We start from the raw sequence: 16,765 nt of genomic DNA on the forward strand, positions 1-16,765 counted from the left end.
ATGAGTGAACAAACTGCAATTCGTTGGGAAAAAGACGCGGACAATATCGTCGTTCTGACCATGGATGATCCCAACCAGTCCGCCAACACCATGAACGAGCTGTACGGCAAGTCCATGGCGGCAGCGGTCGAGCGTCTGGAAAAAGAAAAAGACGACATCGCCGGGGTGATCATTACTTCTGCCAAGAAAACCTTTTTCGCGGGTGGGGATCTGCGTGATCTGCTGAAAGCTCGCAAGGAAGATGGCCCGGAGTTCTTGGCCGGAGTGACCGAGATCAAGCGTCAGCTACGTATCATGGAAACCCTGGGCAAGCCGGTGGTCGCTGCCATGAATGGCACGGCCCTGGGTGGCGGTCTGGAAATCGCACTGGCCTGTCATCATCGCGTTGCCATCAATGACAAATCCGCTCAGTTCGGTCTGCCGGAAGTGACTCTGGGCCTGTTGCCCGGCGGCGGTGGCGTGACCCGTATCGTGCGCATGCTGGGTATCCAGGATGGTTTGATGAAGGTGCTGATGCAGGGTCAGCGCATGAAGGCGGACAAGGCGCAGAAAACCGGTCTGATCGACGAACTGGTTGAAGACCGCGACGCGATGATGGCCAAGGCCCGTGAATGGATCAAGGCTAACCCGAAAGCCCAGCAACCCTGGGACCAGAAGGGTTACAAGATTCCGGGCGGTGACCCGAAGAACCCGAAATTTGCCGCTAACCTGCCAGCCTTCCCGGCTAACCTGAAGAAGCAGCTCAAGGGCGCTAACTACCCGGCGCCGCTGGCTATCATGTCGGCAGCTATCGAAGGGGCTGCGGTGGATTTCGATAACGCCTCGCTCATCGAAGGCCGTTATTTCGTGTCGCTGGTAACCAGCCAGGTTGCCAAGAACATGATTACCGCGTTTTTCTTCAACCTGCAGGCTATCAACGGTGGTGCCAGCCGTCCCGATGGCATTGAAAAATTCCGCGCCGAGAAAGTGGGTGTGCTGGGTGCCGGCATGATGGGCGCTGGTGTGGCCTATGTAACAGCCCGTTCCGGATCGCAAGTGGTGCTGAAGGATATTTCTGCCGAGAATGCCGATAAGGGTAAAGACTACTCCCGTAAGCTTCTCGACAAGGAAATCTCCAAGGGCAAGATGACTGAGGAGAAGAAAGAGGAAATCCTCAGCCGCATTACCGCCACTGCCGATGCGAAAGATCTGGAAGGCGTAGACTTCGTGATTGAAGCCGTGTTCGAAAACACCGAGCTGAAGCACAAGGTGTTCCAGGAAATCGAAGACGTGGTTAACCCGGACGCGGTACTGGGTTCCAACACCTCCTCCTTGCCGATTACCGGCCTGGCCAAAGGCGTGAAGAAAAAGGATAACTTTATCGGTATCCATTTCTTCAGCCCGGTGGACAAAATGCCGTTGGTGGAAATCATCTGTGGTAAGGACACCTGTCCGGAAGCATTGGCCAGGACCTACGATTACTGTCTGCAGATCAAGAAGACCCCGATCGTGGTCAACGACGCTCGTGGTTTCTTCACCACCCGCGTGATCGGCACCTTCGCCAATGAAGGGATTGCCATGCTGGGCGAAGGCGTCAATGCCCAGTCCATCGAGCAGGCGGCCATGCAGGCGGGTTACCCGGTGGGTACCTTGAACCTGATCGATGAGATCAACATGGAAACCGCACTGAAAATTGGTAAAGCGGCCCGTGATGATGCCAAACGTGAAGGGGCCGAGCCGCCGGCGGAGCACCCGGCTGAAGTAGTCATGAAGAAGATGGTCGAAGAGCTGGATCGCCCGGGCAAGCTGCAGGGTAAAGGTTTCTACGAGTATCCGGAAAAGGGCAAGAAGCACCTGTGGTCCGGCCTGGCCGATGCCTTCGGTGGCAGCAAGGATATGCCGTTCGAAGACATCAAGGAACGGATGATGTTCATTGAGTCCCTCGAAGCGGTGAAGTGCTTTGATGAAGGCGTGATGGACTCAGTGGCGGATGCCAACATTGGTTCTATCTTCGGTATTGGCTTCCCGGCCTGGACCGGTGGTGTTATGCAGTACATCAACCAGTACGAAGGCGGTTTGCGTGGTTTTGTCGCACGCGCCCAAGAGCTGGCCAAGCTTTACGGTGAGCGCTTCAACCCGCCGGCCTCGTTGGTGGAAAAAGCGGAAAAAGGCGAAATCTATAAGTAACCCTTGAGATGACGCACCAAAAAAAGCCCGGCTTACCCAGCCGGGCTTTTTTGTGGGTGTCCGGGGGAGGCTCGCTGGTTGATGCGTAAAGCATAGGGCCTGAGGCATCGAGCCTAAAATTCTGGATAAATTGTTATCGCGGTCCAGCCGAGAAATGCGGATTACAGACCACTTCCAAAGGTGCCCGTCCGGGTTGGCTGTTATTGAGTTCGAAGAAGGCCACTGGAGTATTGTCGGACATGGGGCGTTTCGTTTGATCAGGGCCAGGGTGGATTCATAGAAGGTAATTGTCCGCGTCAGACCACGAACTCCCAAGGTGATCATGCGGATACGTGGATCCATGAACGCTCCGCAAGGAGCTGCTAACAAGGTAGGGATCAGCTGTGACTGGCTTGAGGCCGGGTCAGCCAGCGGCGGGGGAGATGTGGGGGTTGTTGTTGGTGACAAGCCTGCTGTTCAGCCAGGCGCGTAATTCGCTGGGGCGCAAGGGTTTGGGCATCAGAGTGTCGCCGCCAGCATCCAGGCACTGCTGGAAGCAAGCCTCACTGCTATTGCCGGAAATAAACAGGATCGGGATGTGAGCGTTGCCGTTACGCACGTCTCTGGCCACGGTGAACCCATCCAGAATGGGCAGCTCCACATCCAGGATCACCAGATCAATGTCCCGTTGATGGTACAGCCGCAGGGCCGCCTCACCGTCTGCGGCCAGCACATACTGATGGCCTAGCTCTTCGATGATGCGGCAGATGATCAGGCTGACAGCCTTATTGTCTTCAACGACGAGAACATTCATTAGTAATTTTTATCGTAGACAGCGCGGGATAACAAGGGTGAAATCAGTATGAAGGGAGGTTTTTCCGGCCAGAATCATGGTGCAACGGTTTTGAAGCGGTAGACAGTATGTTAATTCCGGCCAGTTTCTTTATGATTGACGCTCCCGGGCGCTTTAAAAACAGCAGGCCGGCAAACAACAAACGTGCCGATGACAATGCTGACGGGTACGGTTTCGCTTAATGGCAATGCCTAAGGTTTGAGGGTGGAGGTCGATGTACCATCGCAGAACGATCAATATTAACCGTGTGGTGAAATTGCTGCAGGGCGCTGCCCGTTCCGGCGCCAGCATTCCCGAGATTCTGGACAAGTGCGGCATTCCACGGCAAATGCTGGATGATCCGGACGCTACCATTGAGCGCGATACCTTCATTCGCATGATGTTGCTCATCATGACCCAGACCCAGGACGAATTTCTGGGTTTTGGGCAGGGTCGCAAATCCAAGCCCGGTACCTTCTCCATGATGGCCCACGCTGTGATCAATTGCCCGAATTTGGGCGCTGCGGTGGAGCGGGGTATCCGTTTCTACGACTTGTTCGAATTGAGCCTGCAGTCCCGGATCGAGCGAGATGGCGATGTGGCCCGTTTGATTGTGGTCGCCGATCCGCGTCTCGATTTCCGAGAAGTGATTATCGAAGCCTCCCTGTTTATCTGGTTACGTTTCATGAGCTGGCTGGTCGGCAAAGCCATTGAGCCCCAGCAGGTAAAGCTGGATTATTCGGATGTGCGGAATGATGAGGAGCACCGGTTCCTGTTTGATTGCCCCATTGAGTATATGTCCGACCAAAATGCGGTGACTTTCCGGGCAGACTTTCTGGAATTGCCTTTGGTGCAGAGCGAATTGTCCCTGTCCAAATTTCTTAAGGATTCGTTGGCTCAGCTATTCGATGGCAATATCCACAATGTCGGCCTGCCTGCGCAGATCCGTGCCATTATTTCCAATGAATACGGCAACAGTTTCCCCGATTTCACGGAAATCTGCGGCAAATTGAACATGACCCCGCAGACCTTACGGCGGCGGCTCAAGGAAGCGAATACCAGTTACCAGGAAATCAAGGATGCCATCCGCAAGGATGCGTCCGTGTACTACCTGTCCAAGCCGGATCTCAGTATCGATGAAATCGCACTGTTGATGGGGTTTAGCGAAGCCAGCTCGTTCCATCGAGCTTTCAAAAAATGGACCGGGAAAACACCGTCCAATTTCCGTCGGGAGCATTTTGGAGTCACCCTGTAACAGGGCCGCCATGCTGGATATTTCACTGACGATTAGCCACGAGAATTTCCATGACAGCCAATGACGCCGACACGGCGCGCTTGCTGGTGACCTGCCCGGACAAGCCGGGCATCATCAGTGCGGTGAGCACCTTCCTGTACAACCATGGTGCCAACATTACCGATTTCGACCAGCACTCCAGCGATGCCCACGGCGGTACTTTTTTTCTGCGACTGGAATTCCAGACCCCGGAGCTGGATTGCTCCCGGGACGCGTTGCGCAATAACTTCGCCAGCCGGGTAGCCGAGCCCTATGGCATGCACTGGCAAATCAGCTACGCCAGCGAGAAAAAGCGTATGGCAGTACTGGTGTCCCGGCACGACCATGTAATTATGGACCTGCTTTGGCGCACCTCCCGTGGTGACCTGCCAGCCATCATTCCCATGGTGATCAGTAATCACGACGACCTGCGCGACGAAGTGGAGCGCTTCGGCATCGAGTATCACCATATTCCGGTCACGGCCGACAACAAGGCCGAGGCGGAAGCCGAGACCCTGGCCAAACTCGACGGCAAGGTGGATGTGGTGGTGCTGGCCCGTTACATGCAGATTCTCAGTTCGAATTTTGTCTCGCATTACCCGCATCGGGTGATCAATATTCATCACTCCTTCCTGCCGGCCTTCGTGGGGGCGAACCCTTATCAGCAAGCCCACGACAAAGGCGTCAAACTGATCGGCGCCACCAGCCACTATGTGACGGAAGATCTGGATCAGGGGCCGATTATCGAGCAGAACGTGCAGAGAGTGAGCCACCGTCATTCAGCGGCGGAGTTACGTTCACTGGGGCAGGATGTGGAGCGTCAGGTGATGCTGCGCGCGGTGCGCTGGCACCTGGAAGATCGGGTGATCGTGGATGGGAACAAAACGGTAGTGTTTGTTAAGTAACGCTGGAGGCAAGATGCCTGATGCTTGACGCCAAGGACAACGGTCGCACGCTGTCAGGCATCAGGCATCAGGCATCAGGCATCAGGCATCAGGCATCAGGCATCAGGCATCAGGCATCAGTTGGTATAACGCAGGCCGATGCCCAGGGTGCCGTAGGCTTCTGATTCCAGGTTGGTGTACTGGTATTGGGCGGTCAGGAACAGCTGGTCAAGAATAGGCACGGCCACGCCGACTGTTGCAAAGGGTGCGATACCGTTCTGGTCGTTGCTATCGGTGCCGTCATTACGTCGACTAATCTCGGCACCGGTAGGGTCCAGAAAAATCCTTTCCTGCTCTTGTTCCAGTTTAAAATCGTACAAATAGCCGCCGCCTTTCAGGTAGAGCCAATAAGGACTCTGCCAGACAACCCCGAGAGTCAGGCCATTAATCGTCAGTGAGTTTTCTTGTTGGACTCGCACTGAAGATGCGATAGAGGCCTCAGAAGTGCCTTCAGGTGGGCGTACAAAATCGAGGTTATCACTGACATCGCTTTGGCTGACAAAACCGGCTTCCAGCCCGAAACGACTGTTTTTACCTAGCTCGACACTGTTTAGCCACAGGCCGATATTAATATTCAGCCCGTCCGCCGTATCGAACCCGTACGGATCCATATCTGCGCGGATCATCTGGGCTTCAGCGTAGAAATCCACATCCGGTGGGGCCAGTTCTTCGTCAGCGTGGGCGAGGGGAATCAAGGCACAGAGGCCCAGAGTCAGCGGCAGTGTTATTTTCATTATTGATCCAGCCGTTGTGATAAGGACAATGGGCCACATTGTAACCAGCGCGAGACCTTCATGCACAGTGACTTGTTGAATTCCCAGTCCGAGACCTTGCTGGCCCTGTGCCGGCCGGGGTTTGAAACGGACCTGGCTGCCGAACTGAACTTCCATGCGGCAGACCAGATGGTGGCGGGCTACCCCCGCGCCACCGCTAACAGCGGGTATGTGTTGTGGCACAGCCAGCAAGGCTCGCTGGCCGATCTGCAGGATAGCGGGCTGATTTTTGCGCGCACCTTAAGCGTTTGCGAGGGTGAGTTTTCCGACATCGGTGATGACCGAATTACCGCCCTGTGGCCTTTGCTGGAACAAGCGGCGCCGTTTTCCGAGCTTTACCTAGAGCACCCGGATACCAATGAAGGCCGGGAGTTACAGCGGTTTTTGCGTGGGTTTCGCAAGGCGCTGGAACCCCGTTTGAAGAAAGCCGGTTTGTTGCGCCCCAAGGCGAAACAACGGATTCACCTGTTCTTTAGCGATTCCCACAACGGTTGGGTCAGTACCAGTCCCAGCGCGATTGCGCTGGTGGAAGGGGGCGTGCGTCGCCTAAGGCTACCGGCAGAGGCACCGAGTCGCTCCGCGCTGAAAGTGGAAGAGGCCTTGATCCGTTTCTTCGGCAGTGCTGATACATTACATGCCCGAACCGCAGTGGATCTGGGGGCCGCGCCGGGGGGGTGGAGCTGGCAGCTGGCTCGGCGGGGCATTCGTGTGCAGGCGGTGGATCACGGCAAGATGGATCCCCGTTTGCTGGATGAATACCCGGTACAGCATGTGTCCGGCGACGCCTTTACCTGGCGCCCGCGCAGCAAGGTGGATCTGGTGGTGTGCGATGTGGTGGACAAGCCCGCGCGTACCTTGCAGCAAATGGAAAAATGGTTAACCCAGGGCTGGGCCAGTGCCGCACTGTTTAACCTGAAATTACCGATGAAACGCCGCTTCCAGGAAACCCGGCAGCTGCTGGAAAAACTCACCACTGCCATGGAACGCATGGAGCATTTAGGTGAACCGGTGATCAAGGCGGCGCACCTGTATTACGACCGGGAAGAAATCACCGTCTGGGCCAGCTTCCACCGGGATTACTGACGATGGATGCCGGGCGCGGCCGAACCGTTCCCTTGTTTGCCACGTTGGGCATGCTGTATTTCGCTCAGGGCCTGCCGGCAGGGCTACTGGGGAAATCCATGCCCGCATTGGCCCGTGATGCGGGGCTGTCGCCGGAATGGATCGGCTTGCTGGCGTTACCGGCCTTGCCGTGGGCACTGAAGTTTATCTGGGCTCCCTGGGTGGATCGCTGGGGCAGTGGCCGCGCCAATCACCGAAAACGCTGGATACTGGCCTGCCTGAGCGGGGTCGTGGCAGTACTGGCCGTGGCCGCCATGCTGTCTCAAGCCTGGTTGTTCGGCGCCGGTTTTGCCGTGCTGATCGTGATGCTGTTTCTACTCAACTTGTTCAGTGCCACCCAGGATATTGCCACCGACGGCCTGGCCGCTCGGCTGCTGACGCCGTCACTGCGGGGCCTGGGTAACAGTGTTCAGGTCAGTGGGTACAAAGTCGGGATGATTCTGGGCAGTGGTGCGCTATTGATTCTGGTGGGGCAGTGGGGCTGGCAGGCCACGCTGTTTACCATCATCGCCATGCTACTTGTGGTGGCGGTAACCGCCTGGCGGTTTGATGAACCGCGGGAGCCGGCCCGGCGTCGCAGACCGGTGACAGCAAAATGGTGGCTGCGGCAATTGGCGCTGTTCTGGCGCCGCCCCGGGCTGGGCGTCTGGCTGGTGATCTTGCTCGGCTACAAGGTGGGGGATGGCTTTGGCACTCGCATGATCAAGCCCTTTCTGGTCGACAGGCACTGGACTCTGGCTGAAATTGGCAGTCTGGATCTGATCACCTCATTAGTGGGGCTTGCTGGTGCCGGTTTGGCTGGGCTGATCATGTTGCGGCTAAGTCGTCGCGTGGCACTGTTCGGTTTTGCCGGATTACAGGCGCTCTCATTTATTGGCTGGTGGTGGGTGGCGGCGGGACCGGTAACTGTACCGGTGCAGTGGATTTGGGCGGTGGCCTTGTTCGAACAATTGGCGGATGGCTTGTCCACCGTAGCGCTGTTTGTCTTGATGATGGATTACTGCCGCAGCGGCCATGAGGGAAGCGACTATACGGTGCAAGCGTCGGTGCAACTGTTTGCGGTTGGTGTCTTTACCTTGCTCAGCGGATTCAGCGTCGCCTGGCTGGGCTATGCGTCACATTTCCTGCTGGCTGCGATTCTCAGTGCAGCCGTTATAATGGCTGCCTTTTTCTGGCAGCCACCGGTGGTTGCCCATGGCGCGCCACGAGGAGAACCTTGATGACACTGGATGCCCAACACGAACTCGACGCCACCGGCTTGCTATGCCCTGAGCCGGTGATGATGCTGCACAACAAGGTGCGGGATATGAAACCCGGTGATGTGCTCGCAGTGCGCGCCACCGACCCCTCGACTGAACGGGATATCCCCAAATTTTGTCAATTCCTTGGCCACAGCCTGGTTGATCAGCAGCGCGAGGGTGATGTGTTCTTGTATTGGATCAAGAAGAAAGAGGGCTAATTGAATACGGATGCATGCAGCTGCCGTGCCTTCGATAGCGCTCTTTCTTCATCGTCCATCATGGCTCAGTTTTTTGCCAGCATGGCCACCGCAGCCAAAGCCTCCGGGTCCCTCTCCTTTAACTTGTTGGCAATGCCGTGTTGGAAGAAATAGCGGAATGCCGGCAGGGATTGCGCGGTGGTCAGGCACTCTGCCCCGGGCAGAATGGGGGTTTCTACCGGGTCATTCTCCTGTGCCACCATGGCGGACAGGGTGCCATCGGCAAACAACGTCCAGCTCACCACTTCCATCAGGCTGATGGTGTGGAAATTGTCTTCAGAGAAGACAGCGTGGGTGCCGATGGTATCCGGAATTTCCTGAATCGCTTGTTCGCCGGGTTGGGGTTTGCCGAAAAACGACAGGGCCGCATCCAGCTCCTGCACCTTGTGCTCCGGCGCATCCACGAACAGGTAATCGCTGTGAGGCAGGCGGTAGCCCTCCCAGCGGCCATTCAGCGGATCGGCCAGCGCCATGGCGGATACTGGTTCCTTGAGCCAGGGCACCATAGCTACAGTCTCGCCATTGGCTAATCGCGCCCAGGCCAGAATTTTCAGTGAGAACAGTTTGTCGGGGTGATGATCGTTGGCATAGAGCAGTTCAATGCCATCGTATTCCGGGGATAAACGCAAAATGGGGGGCTTGGCCGCTTTGCGGCGTGGTGAGAAGGAAACAACATTGCTTCCGCTTGGGTGTTGCCGGTTCGCCTGAGTCATGGGCTTCTCCCGGTACGTTTCCTTGGGGACGCGAGCATGATCACAGCGGATCGTGCGGCACGGCCCGTTAATTCACGTTAGCCTGTCACAGGGCGCCATGCAAGCCAGTGCAGATAACCGGCTTTAGTAGCCAGCAGGCTGACTGCCTTAGGTTGGAGTGGTTTTCTTGAGGACGGCAATCAATCAGGAGTGATGTGTGCAGTGTGACTACTACTTTGCCTATGGCTCGAACATGAACCCGGCACGGATGGCCGTGCGGGGCATGCGCTATCGGCAATCGTTACGAGCGCAATTGCCCGGTTGGCAATTGGCTTTTAACAAGCGCGCCCATGGCAAAGAAGGCATTGCCTACGCCAACATCGTTAGCGCGGAACATGACGGAGCGGCGGTGCAGGGTGTGCTGTACCAGTTATGGGACCATCGGGAAATCGAACGGATGGACCCGTTCGAAGGCCACCCAGTCCGTTACCGCCGTGAGCGACTGGCGGTACAGACTGATGTGGGGGAGTTGCATACGTGGGTCTATATCGCCAATACAGAATGGCAATCCGATGATTTGCGCCCGGAACGCTGGTATCTGAATCATCTTCTCAGCGGCCGGCCTTGGCTCAGTGCCGATTATTATCGGCGTTTGCTGGCCACCGCCTGTGTGGATGATTGCCAGCCACGCTGAATGTCTTCTCGCCGCTAACCGCCGATGGCCAGTGGGGCAGCAGACCAGCTAAGCATTGCCAACACCGGCAAGGCCACAGCCAGTCGCCCTGCCAACCGTGCCCGATATGGCAGTAAAAACACCAGTGGCAAGCCGGCCACCGCCACCAGGCTCACTGCCATAAACAGGGCCAGCCCCAGAGGCCAGACGGTGAGTGTTACCAGCAGCGATAACCCCAACAACAGCCAACCAGGCCAGCGGTAAAAACGCACACGCTCTGGCTGCAGTTTGCGGCCCATAACCTGATCATGGTGGCGTTTCATGGCCAAGGACAGGCTGGTAAGGCCGGCGTAGGCCAGTGACAAGGCGAGAAAAAGCGACAAAGCCATCGTCATGGTGATTCTCCGGCTGGCTTACTTTGGGGCGTGCTGACGGTAGCTGACCGAGGTGTGCGGGCACGGCGCGGTTTGGCCGGTTCGGGTTTGCGCTGCAGGCGCCACAGGGTATAGCCACCCAGGGCGGCAAGAATCAGGCAGACCAGGTCGAAGCTGGCGATGGCTGGGTGCTGCCAGGCCAATGCGGAGAACAGGTGCGAGTTCGTGGTGAAAATATTGACGATTGGCACGGCGAGCCATAACAACGAAGTAGCCGCCACTTGTTCGCTCCAGCCCTGTCGATGCGGGCGCAGCAAACCGTGCACCAGTGAGGCCAGCCAGACCAGAAAGAATACCTGGATCTCACGATCTTCACGGGCCTCTACGGCAACGGGCAACAAGCGATTAGCCAGGAAGTAGGCGGCGATGGCCTGCATCAGCCCGGTGATGGATGCCATATTCAGCCCATTCACCATTTTCAGGGCTCGGTCAGGCTGCTGATCTCGGCGTAACTTCTGCGTCCGTTTGCTCACCCAGAGCAGCATGCCGGTGGCGGTCATCGCGGAACCTGCCAGCCCAAACAGAAAGAACAGCCAGCGAGTAATCGGGTCGGCGAAGCGCGCCATGTGAACGCTGGAAAAGAAATTATAGATACGCCAACCGGGCGATACTTCGTCATTGGCGGGTATGCGTGTTTCAATCAGTTCGCCGTTGCTGCCCTGGAAGACTTGCGTCGGATCGCCGCCGCGTTGGCGATCGGTCACCGCTGGGTCACGGTTTACTCGTAAGGTGATCTGCGCGTTGTCCCGGTTCGGGTTGGTGATCTGGATGCGCTCCACGGGTTTACCGAAACGGGCTTCGGTCTGTTCGATCAAGGGACCAATGGCCACCATCTCTGCGGGCGCGCCCGGCCGCGCGGCATCTTCTCCACGGGAGAATGCCTCGGAGAAAAATGCACGGCGATCATTTTCATACGCTGCGTCGATACCCCACGGCATGATCAGGGTCATAAACAGTAACAGCCCTGAATACGTAATCATGAAATGGTAAGGCAAGGCGAGAACGGCGGTGGCGTTATGGGCATCCAGCCAGGAGCGCTGTCCTTTACCCGGGCGAAAGGTAAAGAAATCCTTGAAGATTTTCTTGTGGGTAATCACCCCGCTAATAATGGCGATCAGCATGAACATTGTGGCCACGCATACCAGCAAGCGTGCCCACAGCCGGTCTATGCCATACAGCTCGAAATGGAATCGATAAAGAAAATTGCCGCCACGAGTAGCGCGTGGCTCCACAATATTTCCGCTATCCGCATCCATTAGCATTTGTTCACCGCGACGGCGGCCGCCACCTTCCGGTTGCTTAGCCGGCTGCCAGCGTAGCTCGGCGGCGGTTTGGCGGGCTCCAGGGAGGCTGATATCCCAGGATTTCGCGTCTGAGGCCTTGGCGTTCAGCGCCGCCATTGCCAGCTCGACAGTTGCTGGTTGCAGCGTAGAGTCATGCAGTTCTGGCTGCATCCACAGAGTAATTTCTTCGCGGAAATAAGCGCTGGTACCGGTAATGAAAATAGCCACCAACAGCCAGCCAAGTAATAAACCGGCCCAGGTATGCAGCCAGGCCATGGATTGGCGAAAGGATTTATTCATGCGGGCAGGCCCCACAGATATACCCCGCCCAGCAGCAGGCTGGGTGCCAGAATGCCGGCCCAGGCTCGCCACGCTGAACGGGCGGAAAATGCCCAGATTGCCGCGCCGCTACAGAGCAGGAACGACACCATGATGCCGATGATCACGGCCTGGTCGCGGGCCATGGGCAGAGTAACGGCCAATGCCATGGCCGCAAGGGCGCCTAGCCCATAGCCACCCAAAGCCGCGGCCAAGGTGCGGGAAGTAATCGAAAGTGGAGTCATAAGAGCGTAGAGGCAAGCCAATCAAAATGAGAATGGTTATTATCTACAGAAACGGTGCAAAGAAAATGCAAATGACGCCATGAATGCGATGCCAGGATGTAAACACTGTAAGGAGCGGGGCGTGCGGATCAGGCCGCCAAGTCATCCTGGGCATTAGCTGGCGGTGCCGGAAGGGGCTGAGTGAGCCGCCAGCGCAGGCGCCAGCCAAGAAAAACGGCGGCACTGGTCAGGCCGGCCACCAGTCCGATCCAGAAGCCGGCGGGGCCCATGGGCTCCACCCACCAGTGCGTCAGTGCCAGGCCATAGCCGATGGGCAGGCCGATGCCCCAGTAAGCGAGCAGGGTCATGACCATGGGCCAGCCGGTGTCTTCAAAACCGCGCAGGCAGCCATTGGCGCACACCTGCAGGGCGTCAGACACCTGGTATAGAGCGGCGAACAGTAGCAAGTAGCTGGCCAGAGCAATCACGGAACCATTGTCGGTATAAATGCGGGGAATCCAGTGGCGGGCCAGCACCAAGCTACTGGCAGCTGCGATGCCGACGACCAGTGTAATGGCCATGGCCACCTGCACCGCCACTCGAATACCGTCCCGATCGCTTCGCCCGCGGGCGTGCCCCACCCGCACGGTGGCGGCCAAGGCGAAACTCAGTGGCACCATGAAAATCAGGGAGGTGAAGTTGAGAGCGATCTGGTGGCTGGCGACCACCTGGGCCCCCAGGCTGCCAATCATCAGAGCGATGACCGCAAAGATGCTCACCTCAAAGAAAATCGTCAGCCCCACTGGCAAGCCCAAGCGTAGCATGTAGCCAAGGCTGGCCCGATCAAAATGCCGCTGTCGCAGGTTGAGCGGGGCATGCTGATAGACCGGATGGCGGTGGGTGTAGACCATCATCATCAGTGCCATGGACCACATCACCAGCGCGGTGGCCCAGCCACAGCCTACGCCGCCCATGGCCGGGAAGCCGAGCTTGCCGTAGATCAGCACATAGTTACTGGGGATGTTGATCATCAGGCCGATGACGCTGATCAGCAGCACTGGGCGGGTATGATTCATGGCCTCGGTGTAGCTGCGCAGGGCCAGCATAATGGCGGCCCCGGGCATGCCCCAGCTGAGTGCATCCAGGTAACCGCTGACCATGGGGCGAATAGCCGGGTCCACGTCCATCCACACCAGCACCGGGGCGATGCTGCGCAAAATCAGCGCGCACAGAATGCCCAGCCCCAGCCCCAACCACAGGCCCTGCTGGGCGAGGGGGTTGATGCGATGATAAGCTTTGCCGCCCAGATGCCGTGACAGCACCGGCGTTGCACTCATCAACACGCCGGTCATAAACAGGAACAGCGGCACCCAGATGCTGGCGCCCACGGCCACGGCGGCCAAATCATTGGCGCTGACCCGTCCGGCCATCATGGTGTCCACAAAGCCGTTGGCCGTCTGTGCCAGTTGGCCACCCAAAATCGGCAAAGCGAGGGTGAGCTGAGCGGCAAGTTCCTGGCGGCGCGATAACATAGGCGAGTGCTACTGTTGTAAACGGAACGGTGTAGTGAACGAAATAGATCAGAATCAGGTTCAGATGAAGGCGGCTACCATACCGCAAAGCGCTTCACAGGTGTATGCCAGTGGTGATCTGGAAGGCCTGTTCCGGGCGACTTTTTTTGCTTCCCACAATACCGTGCTGGAAGGGGGGGGCGCTGAACCTGTGTACCTTCCCGGTAACCCCCATCGGATTTGCTACACCCGTGATTACTTTCGTAGTGCTCTTCATGAAATCGCCCATTGGTGTGTGGCTGGCCCGGCCCGCCATCAGCAAGAGGATTACGGTTACTGGTACGCACCGGATGGGCGTGACGCGGACCAGCAGTCTCAGTTTGCCCGGGTGGAAGTCTATCCTCAGGCGCTGGAGGCGCTTTTCTGTGCCGCTTGTGGGCATGATTTTCGGGTGTCGCTGGATAACCTGAATGGTGACGGTGGTGATGAAGCGGCGTTTGCGGTGGAGGTCAAAGCCAAGGCTCAGGCCTTGCTGGAGCGAGGCCTTGCCGAACGGCCGGCGCGTTGGTGTGAAGCGCTGGCAACGGCGTATGGGCGTGAGGGCGTGTCTTTGCATCAAGCTTTGCAGTCGCTGTTTTCGTAGGCGATGGGTTGTCGGATTACGGCCTTCGGCCTAATTCGACCTACAAAACCCAACTTCTCAAGTAGGTCGAATTAGCCTGAAAGGCGTAATCCGACTAAAGCCGGCCGCTGCGCTTCAGCGCCAGGTACAGGTGATTTAACTGCTCCGGCATGTTTTGCGGCGTGGCGCTGGTGACCAGCGTGCCGGCGTGACGCAGGCGGGTGTGCAGTTGCTGGCGCTGTTTCTGTTCCTGGGCGTCGGCGCAGAGTGTCAGCGCCTGATCGAAATCCTCCACCGGTTTACGCGTCAGAGCTTCCTGCTCTGGCAACAGCATATCGGCGATCAATACCAGATGATGGCGACGCATCAAGCCGACGGCGCTGAGCAGGTCATCCAGGTCTTCGTGTTGTAGCCGAGTCACCAGCACCACCAGCGCTCGCCGGCGGCTATGGCGTACCAGTTGGCGGGCGGCCAGGCTGAAGTCACTGGCGTGCTGGCTGGGGTGCAAGTCATACAGCCCGTTCAACAAGTGGTTAATGCCATTCTGCCCCTGCACCGGTGGCAGCCAGCGTGGTTGATCGCCGGAGAACAGCATGGCGCCGGCCTTGTCTTTTTGCTTGAGCGCACTCCAGGCCAGCAGCAGTGAGGCATTCAGCGCATGGTCAAAACCGGTGAGATTGCCCACTGGTATGCCTAGGCGGCGCCCCCCATCGAGCATGATCAAAACTTGCTGGTTTTGTTCATCCTGATACTCGCGGCTAATCAGGCTGCGCCGGCGGGCGGTGGCTTTCCAGTCAATCTGGCGCAGGCTGTCGCCGGGGTGATATTCGCGCAACTGGTGGAACTCCATGCCTTCGCCGCGACGGGGCTTGAGGCGAGTCCCGGTAAGCAAGAAGGAATGGTTGGCATCCAGCTGGGTTTGCCCGATGCGGGAAAAATCCGGGTACACCGGCACCGTGCAGCGGGCCGCGCAGATTTTGCGTACCGACCAGAGCCCCAGCTGGCTGGCAAACCAGAATTCCAGATCACCGAACGCCACCGGGCCGCGCCGGCTGGGGCGGTAATGGTAGGTGAATTCGGTGAGCTCATTGTCCGCACGGTTCAGCAGGCAGGGCAGGCCGGTGAGTGGATCATCGCCGGGATGATGATCCGCCAGTGTGGCCTGTGCCGGTAACTCCGTGGAGGGAATGCGCACCTTGATCGGGTGAGGCTGCTGCACGGACAGGGCATTGGGCACGATACGCTGTGCCGCTGGTGCCGGGCGGCGCCAGCCATGGAGCAGGTCTAGCAGGGCAAAGGCCGCCAGAATCGCCCCGGCCGCCCACCATAGCAGGCTCGCGATGCTGCCACTGAAAAACAGCAGCGAGATCGCGCTTAGAGCCCAGAGGCCGACGGCGAGAAGCAGGCGCGGAGCGGGCTTCATTGCCGCGGTGCTTCCACCTGATCGAGCAGACGGGCCAGCGCGGTTTCCGGGGTCTGGCCTTCGATTTCTGCGTCCGCACTGAGTTGAATACGGTGGCGCAGCACCGGGCGAGCCACTTGCTGGATATCGTCCGGGGTCACGAAGTCACGGCCTTCGAACATGGCCTGTACGCGCGCTGCGCGGGCCAGTGCAATACTGGCACGGGGGCTGGCGCCGTGGCTCAGGCCATTGAAGTCGCGGGTGGCGCGCACGATACGCAAGGCATAGTCCAGCACTTCGGCGTCGATCAGTACGTCATTGCTGAGCGCTTTCATGGCCTGTAGGCCGGCCGCATCGGTGGCCGGGCTCAGGCTGTCCACGTCCAGGCTGGCGCGGATGGTGCCGTCGAGCACCATGTTCACCAGGCGGGTTTCGTCTTCGTGGCCGGGGTAGTCGATCAATACCTTGAACAGGAACCGGTCCAGTTCCGCTTCTGGCAACGGATAGGTGCCTTCCTGATCCAGTGGATTCTGGGTGGCGAGGACCATGTAGGGCTCGTCCAGCGTGAAGGCCTTTCCCTCGATGGTGATCTGCCGTTCCTGCATTACTTCCAGCAATGCGGCTTGGGTTTTGGCCGGTGCGCGGTTGATCTCGTCAGCGAGCAGTAGTTGCGTAAAGGCTGGGCCGCGACGGATGCGAAATTGCTCGGTTTTCCGATCGTACATGGCGTGGCCGGTCACGTCCGTGGGCATCAGGTCCGGGGTGAACTGGATGCGGTTGAAATCCAGTTCCAGTACTCGCCCGAGGCTACGCACCAGCAACGTCTTGCCCAGGCCGGGGACCCCTTCTATAAGAACGTGGCCGCCGGAAATCAGTGCGATTAACACTTCACGGACGACCTGTTGCTGGCCAATCAATACCTGATTGAGCCGGCTTTCAATGTCGTGGGCCAAGGCGGCCGCATCGGCGAGGGTGGCGGGTTGGCTCATGCTGTTGTCCTTTTGCATTTCAACTGACGT

17 protein-coding genes are annotated in these 16,765 nt (G+C 58.1%); 8 read left to right on the forward strand and 9 right to left on the reverse strand.

All coding sequences use genetic code 11. From position 1 onward, the window contains the following. On the forward strand, positions 1-2,166 hold the full coding sequence (locus tag ABNH18_RS04865) for a 3-hydroxyacyl-CoA dehydrogenase NAD-binding domain-containing protein (RefSeq protein ID WP_349381726.1): 2,166 nt from the start codon (positions 1-3) through the stop codon (positions 2,164-2,166). Positions 2,167-2,569: 403 nt separating this feature from the next. Here ABNH18_RS04865 and ABNH18_RS04870 read toward each other — a convergent pair whose 3' ends face one another. Beyond that, positions 2,570-2,959, reverse strand: coding sequence for a response regulator (locus ABNH18_RS04870; protein WP_349381727.1), 390 nt, complete (start codon positions 2,957-2,959; stop codon positions 2,570-2,572). Between the two features lie 253 nt (positions 2,960-3,212). Between ABNH18_RS04870 and ABNH18_RS04875 the strand changes: the two genes are divergently transcribed. Beyond that, on the forward strand, positions 3,213-4,232 hold the full coding sequence (locus ABNH18_RS04875) for an AraC family transcriptional regulator (RefSeq protein ID WP_349381728.1): 1,020 nt from the start codon (positions 3,213-3,215) through the stop codon (positions 4,230-4,232). A 50-nt stretch (positions 4,233-4,282) separates the two neighbouring features. Then, positions 4,283-5,155 (forward strand): formyltetrahydrofolate deformylase, encoded by an 873-nt coding sequence (gene purU / locus ABNH18_RS04880; protein ID WP_349381729.1) that lies wholly within the window; start codon positions 4,283-4,285, stop codon positions 5,153-5,155. A gap of 116 nt (positions 5,156-5,271) precedes the next feature. Here purU and ABNH18_RS04885 read toward each other — a convergent pair whose 3' ends face one another. Next, entirely contained in the window at positions 5,272-5,928 is a 657-nt protein-coding gene (locus tag ABNH18_RS04885; protein ID WP_349381730.1) for a hypothetical protein, read from the reverse strand. Between the two features lie 60 nt (positions 5,929-5,988). On the opposite strand from ABNH18_RS04885, the gene rlmM reads away from it, so the two are divergent. Genes rlmM through tusA form a run of 3 tightly spaced genes read left to right on the forward strand, consistent with a single transcriptional unit; the run spans position 5,989 to position 8,548 of the window. Then, positions 5,989-7,050, forward strand: coding sequence for a 23S rRNA (cytidine(2498)-2'-O)-methyltransferase RlmM (gene rlmM / locus ABNH18_RS04890; RefSeq protein ID WP_349381731.1), 1,062 nt, complete (start codon positions 5,989-5,991; stop codon positions 7,048-7,050). Positions 7,051-7,052: 2 nt separating this feature from the next. Continuing rightward, complete coding sequence (locus ABNH18_RS04895; RefSeq protein WP_349381732.1) at positions 7,053-8,309, forward strand: MFS transporter; 1,257 nt, start codon at positions 7,053-7,055, stop codon at positions 8,307-8,309. Next, positions 8,309-8,548, forward strand: a complete 240-nt coding sequence (gene tusA, locus ABNH18_RS04900; protein ID WP_349381733.1) for a sulfurtransferase TusA — start codon at positions 8,309-8,311, stop codon at positions 8,546-8,548. Before ABNH18_RS04895 ends, tusA begins: the two co-directional genes overlap by 1 nt. A gap of 65 nt (positions 8,549-8,613) precedes the next feature. Here tusA and ABNH18_RS04905 read toward each other — a convergent pair whose 3' ends face one another. Continuing rightward, positions 8,614-9,300: a hypothetical protein gene (locus ABNH18_RS04905; RefSeq protein WP_349381734.1), complete on the reverse strand. Its 687-nt coding sequence runs from the start codon at positions 9,298-9,300 to the stop codon at positions 8,614-8,616. A gap of 196 nt (positions 9,301-9,496) precedes the next feature. Between ABNH18_RS04905 and ABNH18_RS04910 the strand changes: the two genes are divergently transcribed. Then, on the forward strand, positions 9,497-9,973 hold the full coding sequence (locus ABNH18_RS04910; protein ID WP_349381735.1) for a gamma-glutamylcyclotransferase family protein: 477 nt from the start codon (positions 9,497-9,499) through the stop codon (positions 9,971-9,973). 14 nt (positions 9,974-9,987) lie between these two features. Here ABNH18_RS04910 and ABNH18_RS04915 read toward each other — a convergent pair whose 3' ends face one another. The 4 genes from ABNH18_RS04915 to ABNH18_RS04930 form a co-directional block, all read right to left on the reverse strand. Continuing rightward, positions 9,988-10,347: a DUF3325 domain-containing protein gene (locus ABNH18_RS04915; RefSeq protein ID WP_349381736.1), complete on the reverse strand. Its 360-nt coding sequence runs from the start codon at positions 10,345-10,347 to the stop codon at positions 9,988-9,990. After that, positions 10,344-11,969, reverse strand: coding sequence for a PepSY-associated TM helix domain-containing protein (locus tag ABNH18_RS04920; RefSeq protein ID WP_349381737.1), 1,626 nt, complete (start codon positions 11,967-11,969; stop codon positions 10,344-10,346). Before ABNH18_RS04920 ends, ABNH18_RS04915 begins: the two co-directional genes overlap by 4 nt. After that, a complete protein-coding gene (locus tag ABNH18_RS04925; RefSeq protein ID WP_349381738.1) occupies positions 11,966-12,232 on the reverse strand; it encodes a DUF3649 domain-containing protein in 267 nt (88 codons plus the stop codon). The genes ABNH18_RS04920 and ABNH18_RS04925 overlap by 4 nt, the downstream gene beginning before the upstream one ends. Before the next feature lie 128 nt (positions 12,233-12,360). Beyond that, positions 12,361-13,743 carry an MATE family efflux transporter gene (locus tag ABNH18_RS04930; RefSeq protein ID WP_349381739.1) on the reverse strand — a complete coding sequence of 461 codons (1,383 nt, stop codon included), beginning with the start codon at positions 13,741-13,743 and terminating at the stop codon, positions 12,361-12,363. 100 nt (positions 13,744-13,843) lie between these two features. Between ABNH18_RS04930 and ABNH18_RS04935 the strand changes: the two genes are divergently transcribed. After that, the gene (locus ABNH18_RS04935; protein WP_502876775.1) at positions 13,844-14,365 is read left to right on the forward strand and encodes an elongation factor P hydroxylase; all 522 of its coding nucleotides are present in this window, start codon (positions 13,844-13,846) and stop codon (positions 14,363-14,365) included. Positions 14,366-14,459: 94 nt separating this feature from the next. Here the strand turns inward: ABNH18_RS04935 and ABNH18_RS04940 are convergent, their stop codons facing one another. Next, complete coding sequence (locus tag ABNH18_RS04940) at positions 14,460-15,767, reverse strand: DUF58 domain-containing protein (protein ID WP_349381741.1); 1,308 nt, start codon at positions 15,765-15,767, stop codon at positions 14,460-14,462. Further along, on the reverse strand, positions 15,764-16,735 hold the full coding sequence (locus ABNH18_RS04945; protein ID WP_349381742.1) for an AAA family ATPase: 972 nt from the start codon (positions 16,733-16,735) through the stop codon (positions 15,764-15,766). The genes ABNH18_RS04940 and ABNH18_RS04945 overlap by 4 nt, the downstream gene beginning before the upstream one ends. Between the last annotated feature and the right edge of the window lie 30 nt (positions 16,736-16,765).

It is taken from the genome of Alcanivorax sp. (assembly GCF_040118815.1).
GTDB lineage: Bacteria > Pseudomonadota > Gammaproteobacteria > Pseudomonadales > Alcanivoracaceae > Alcanivorax.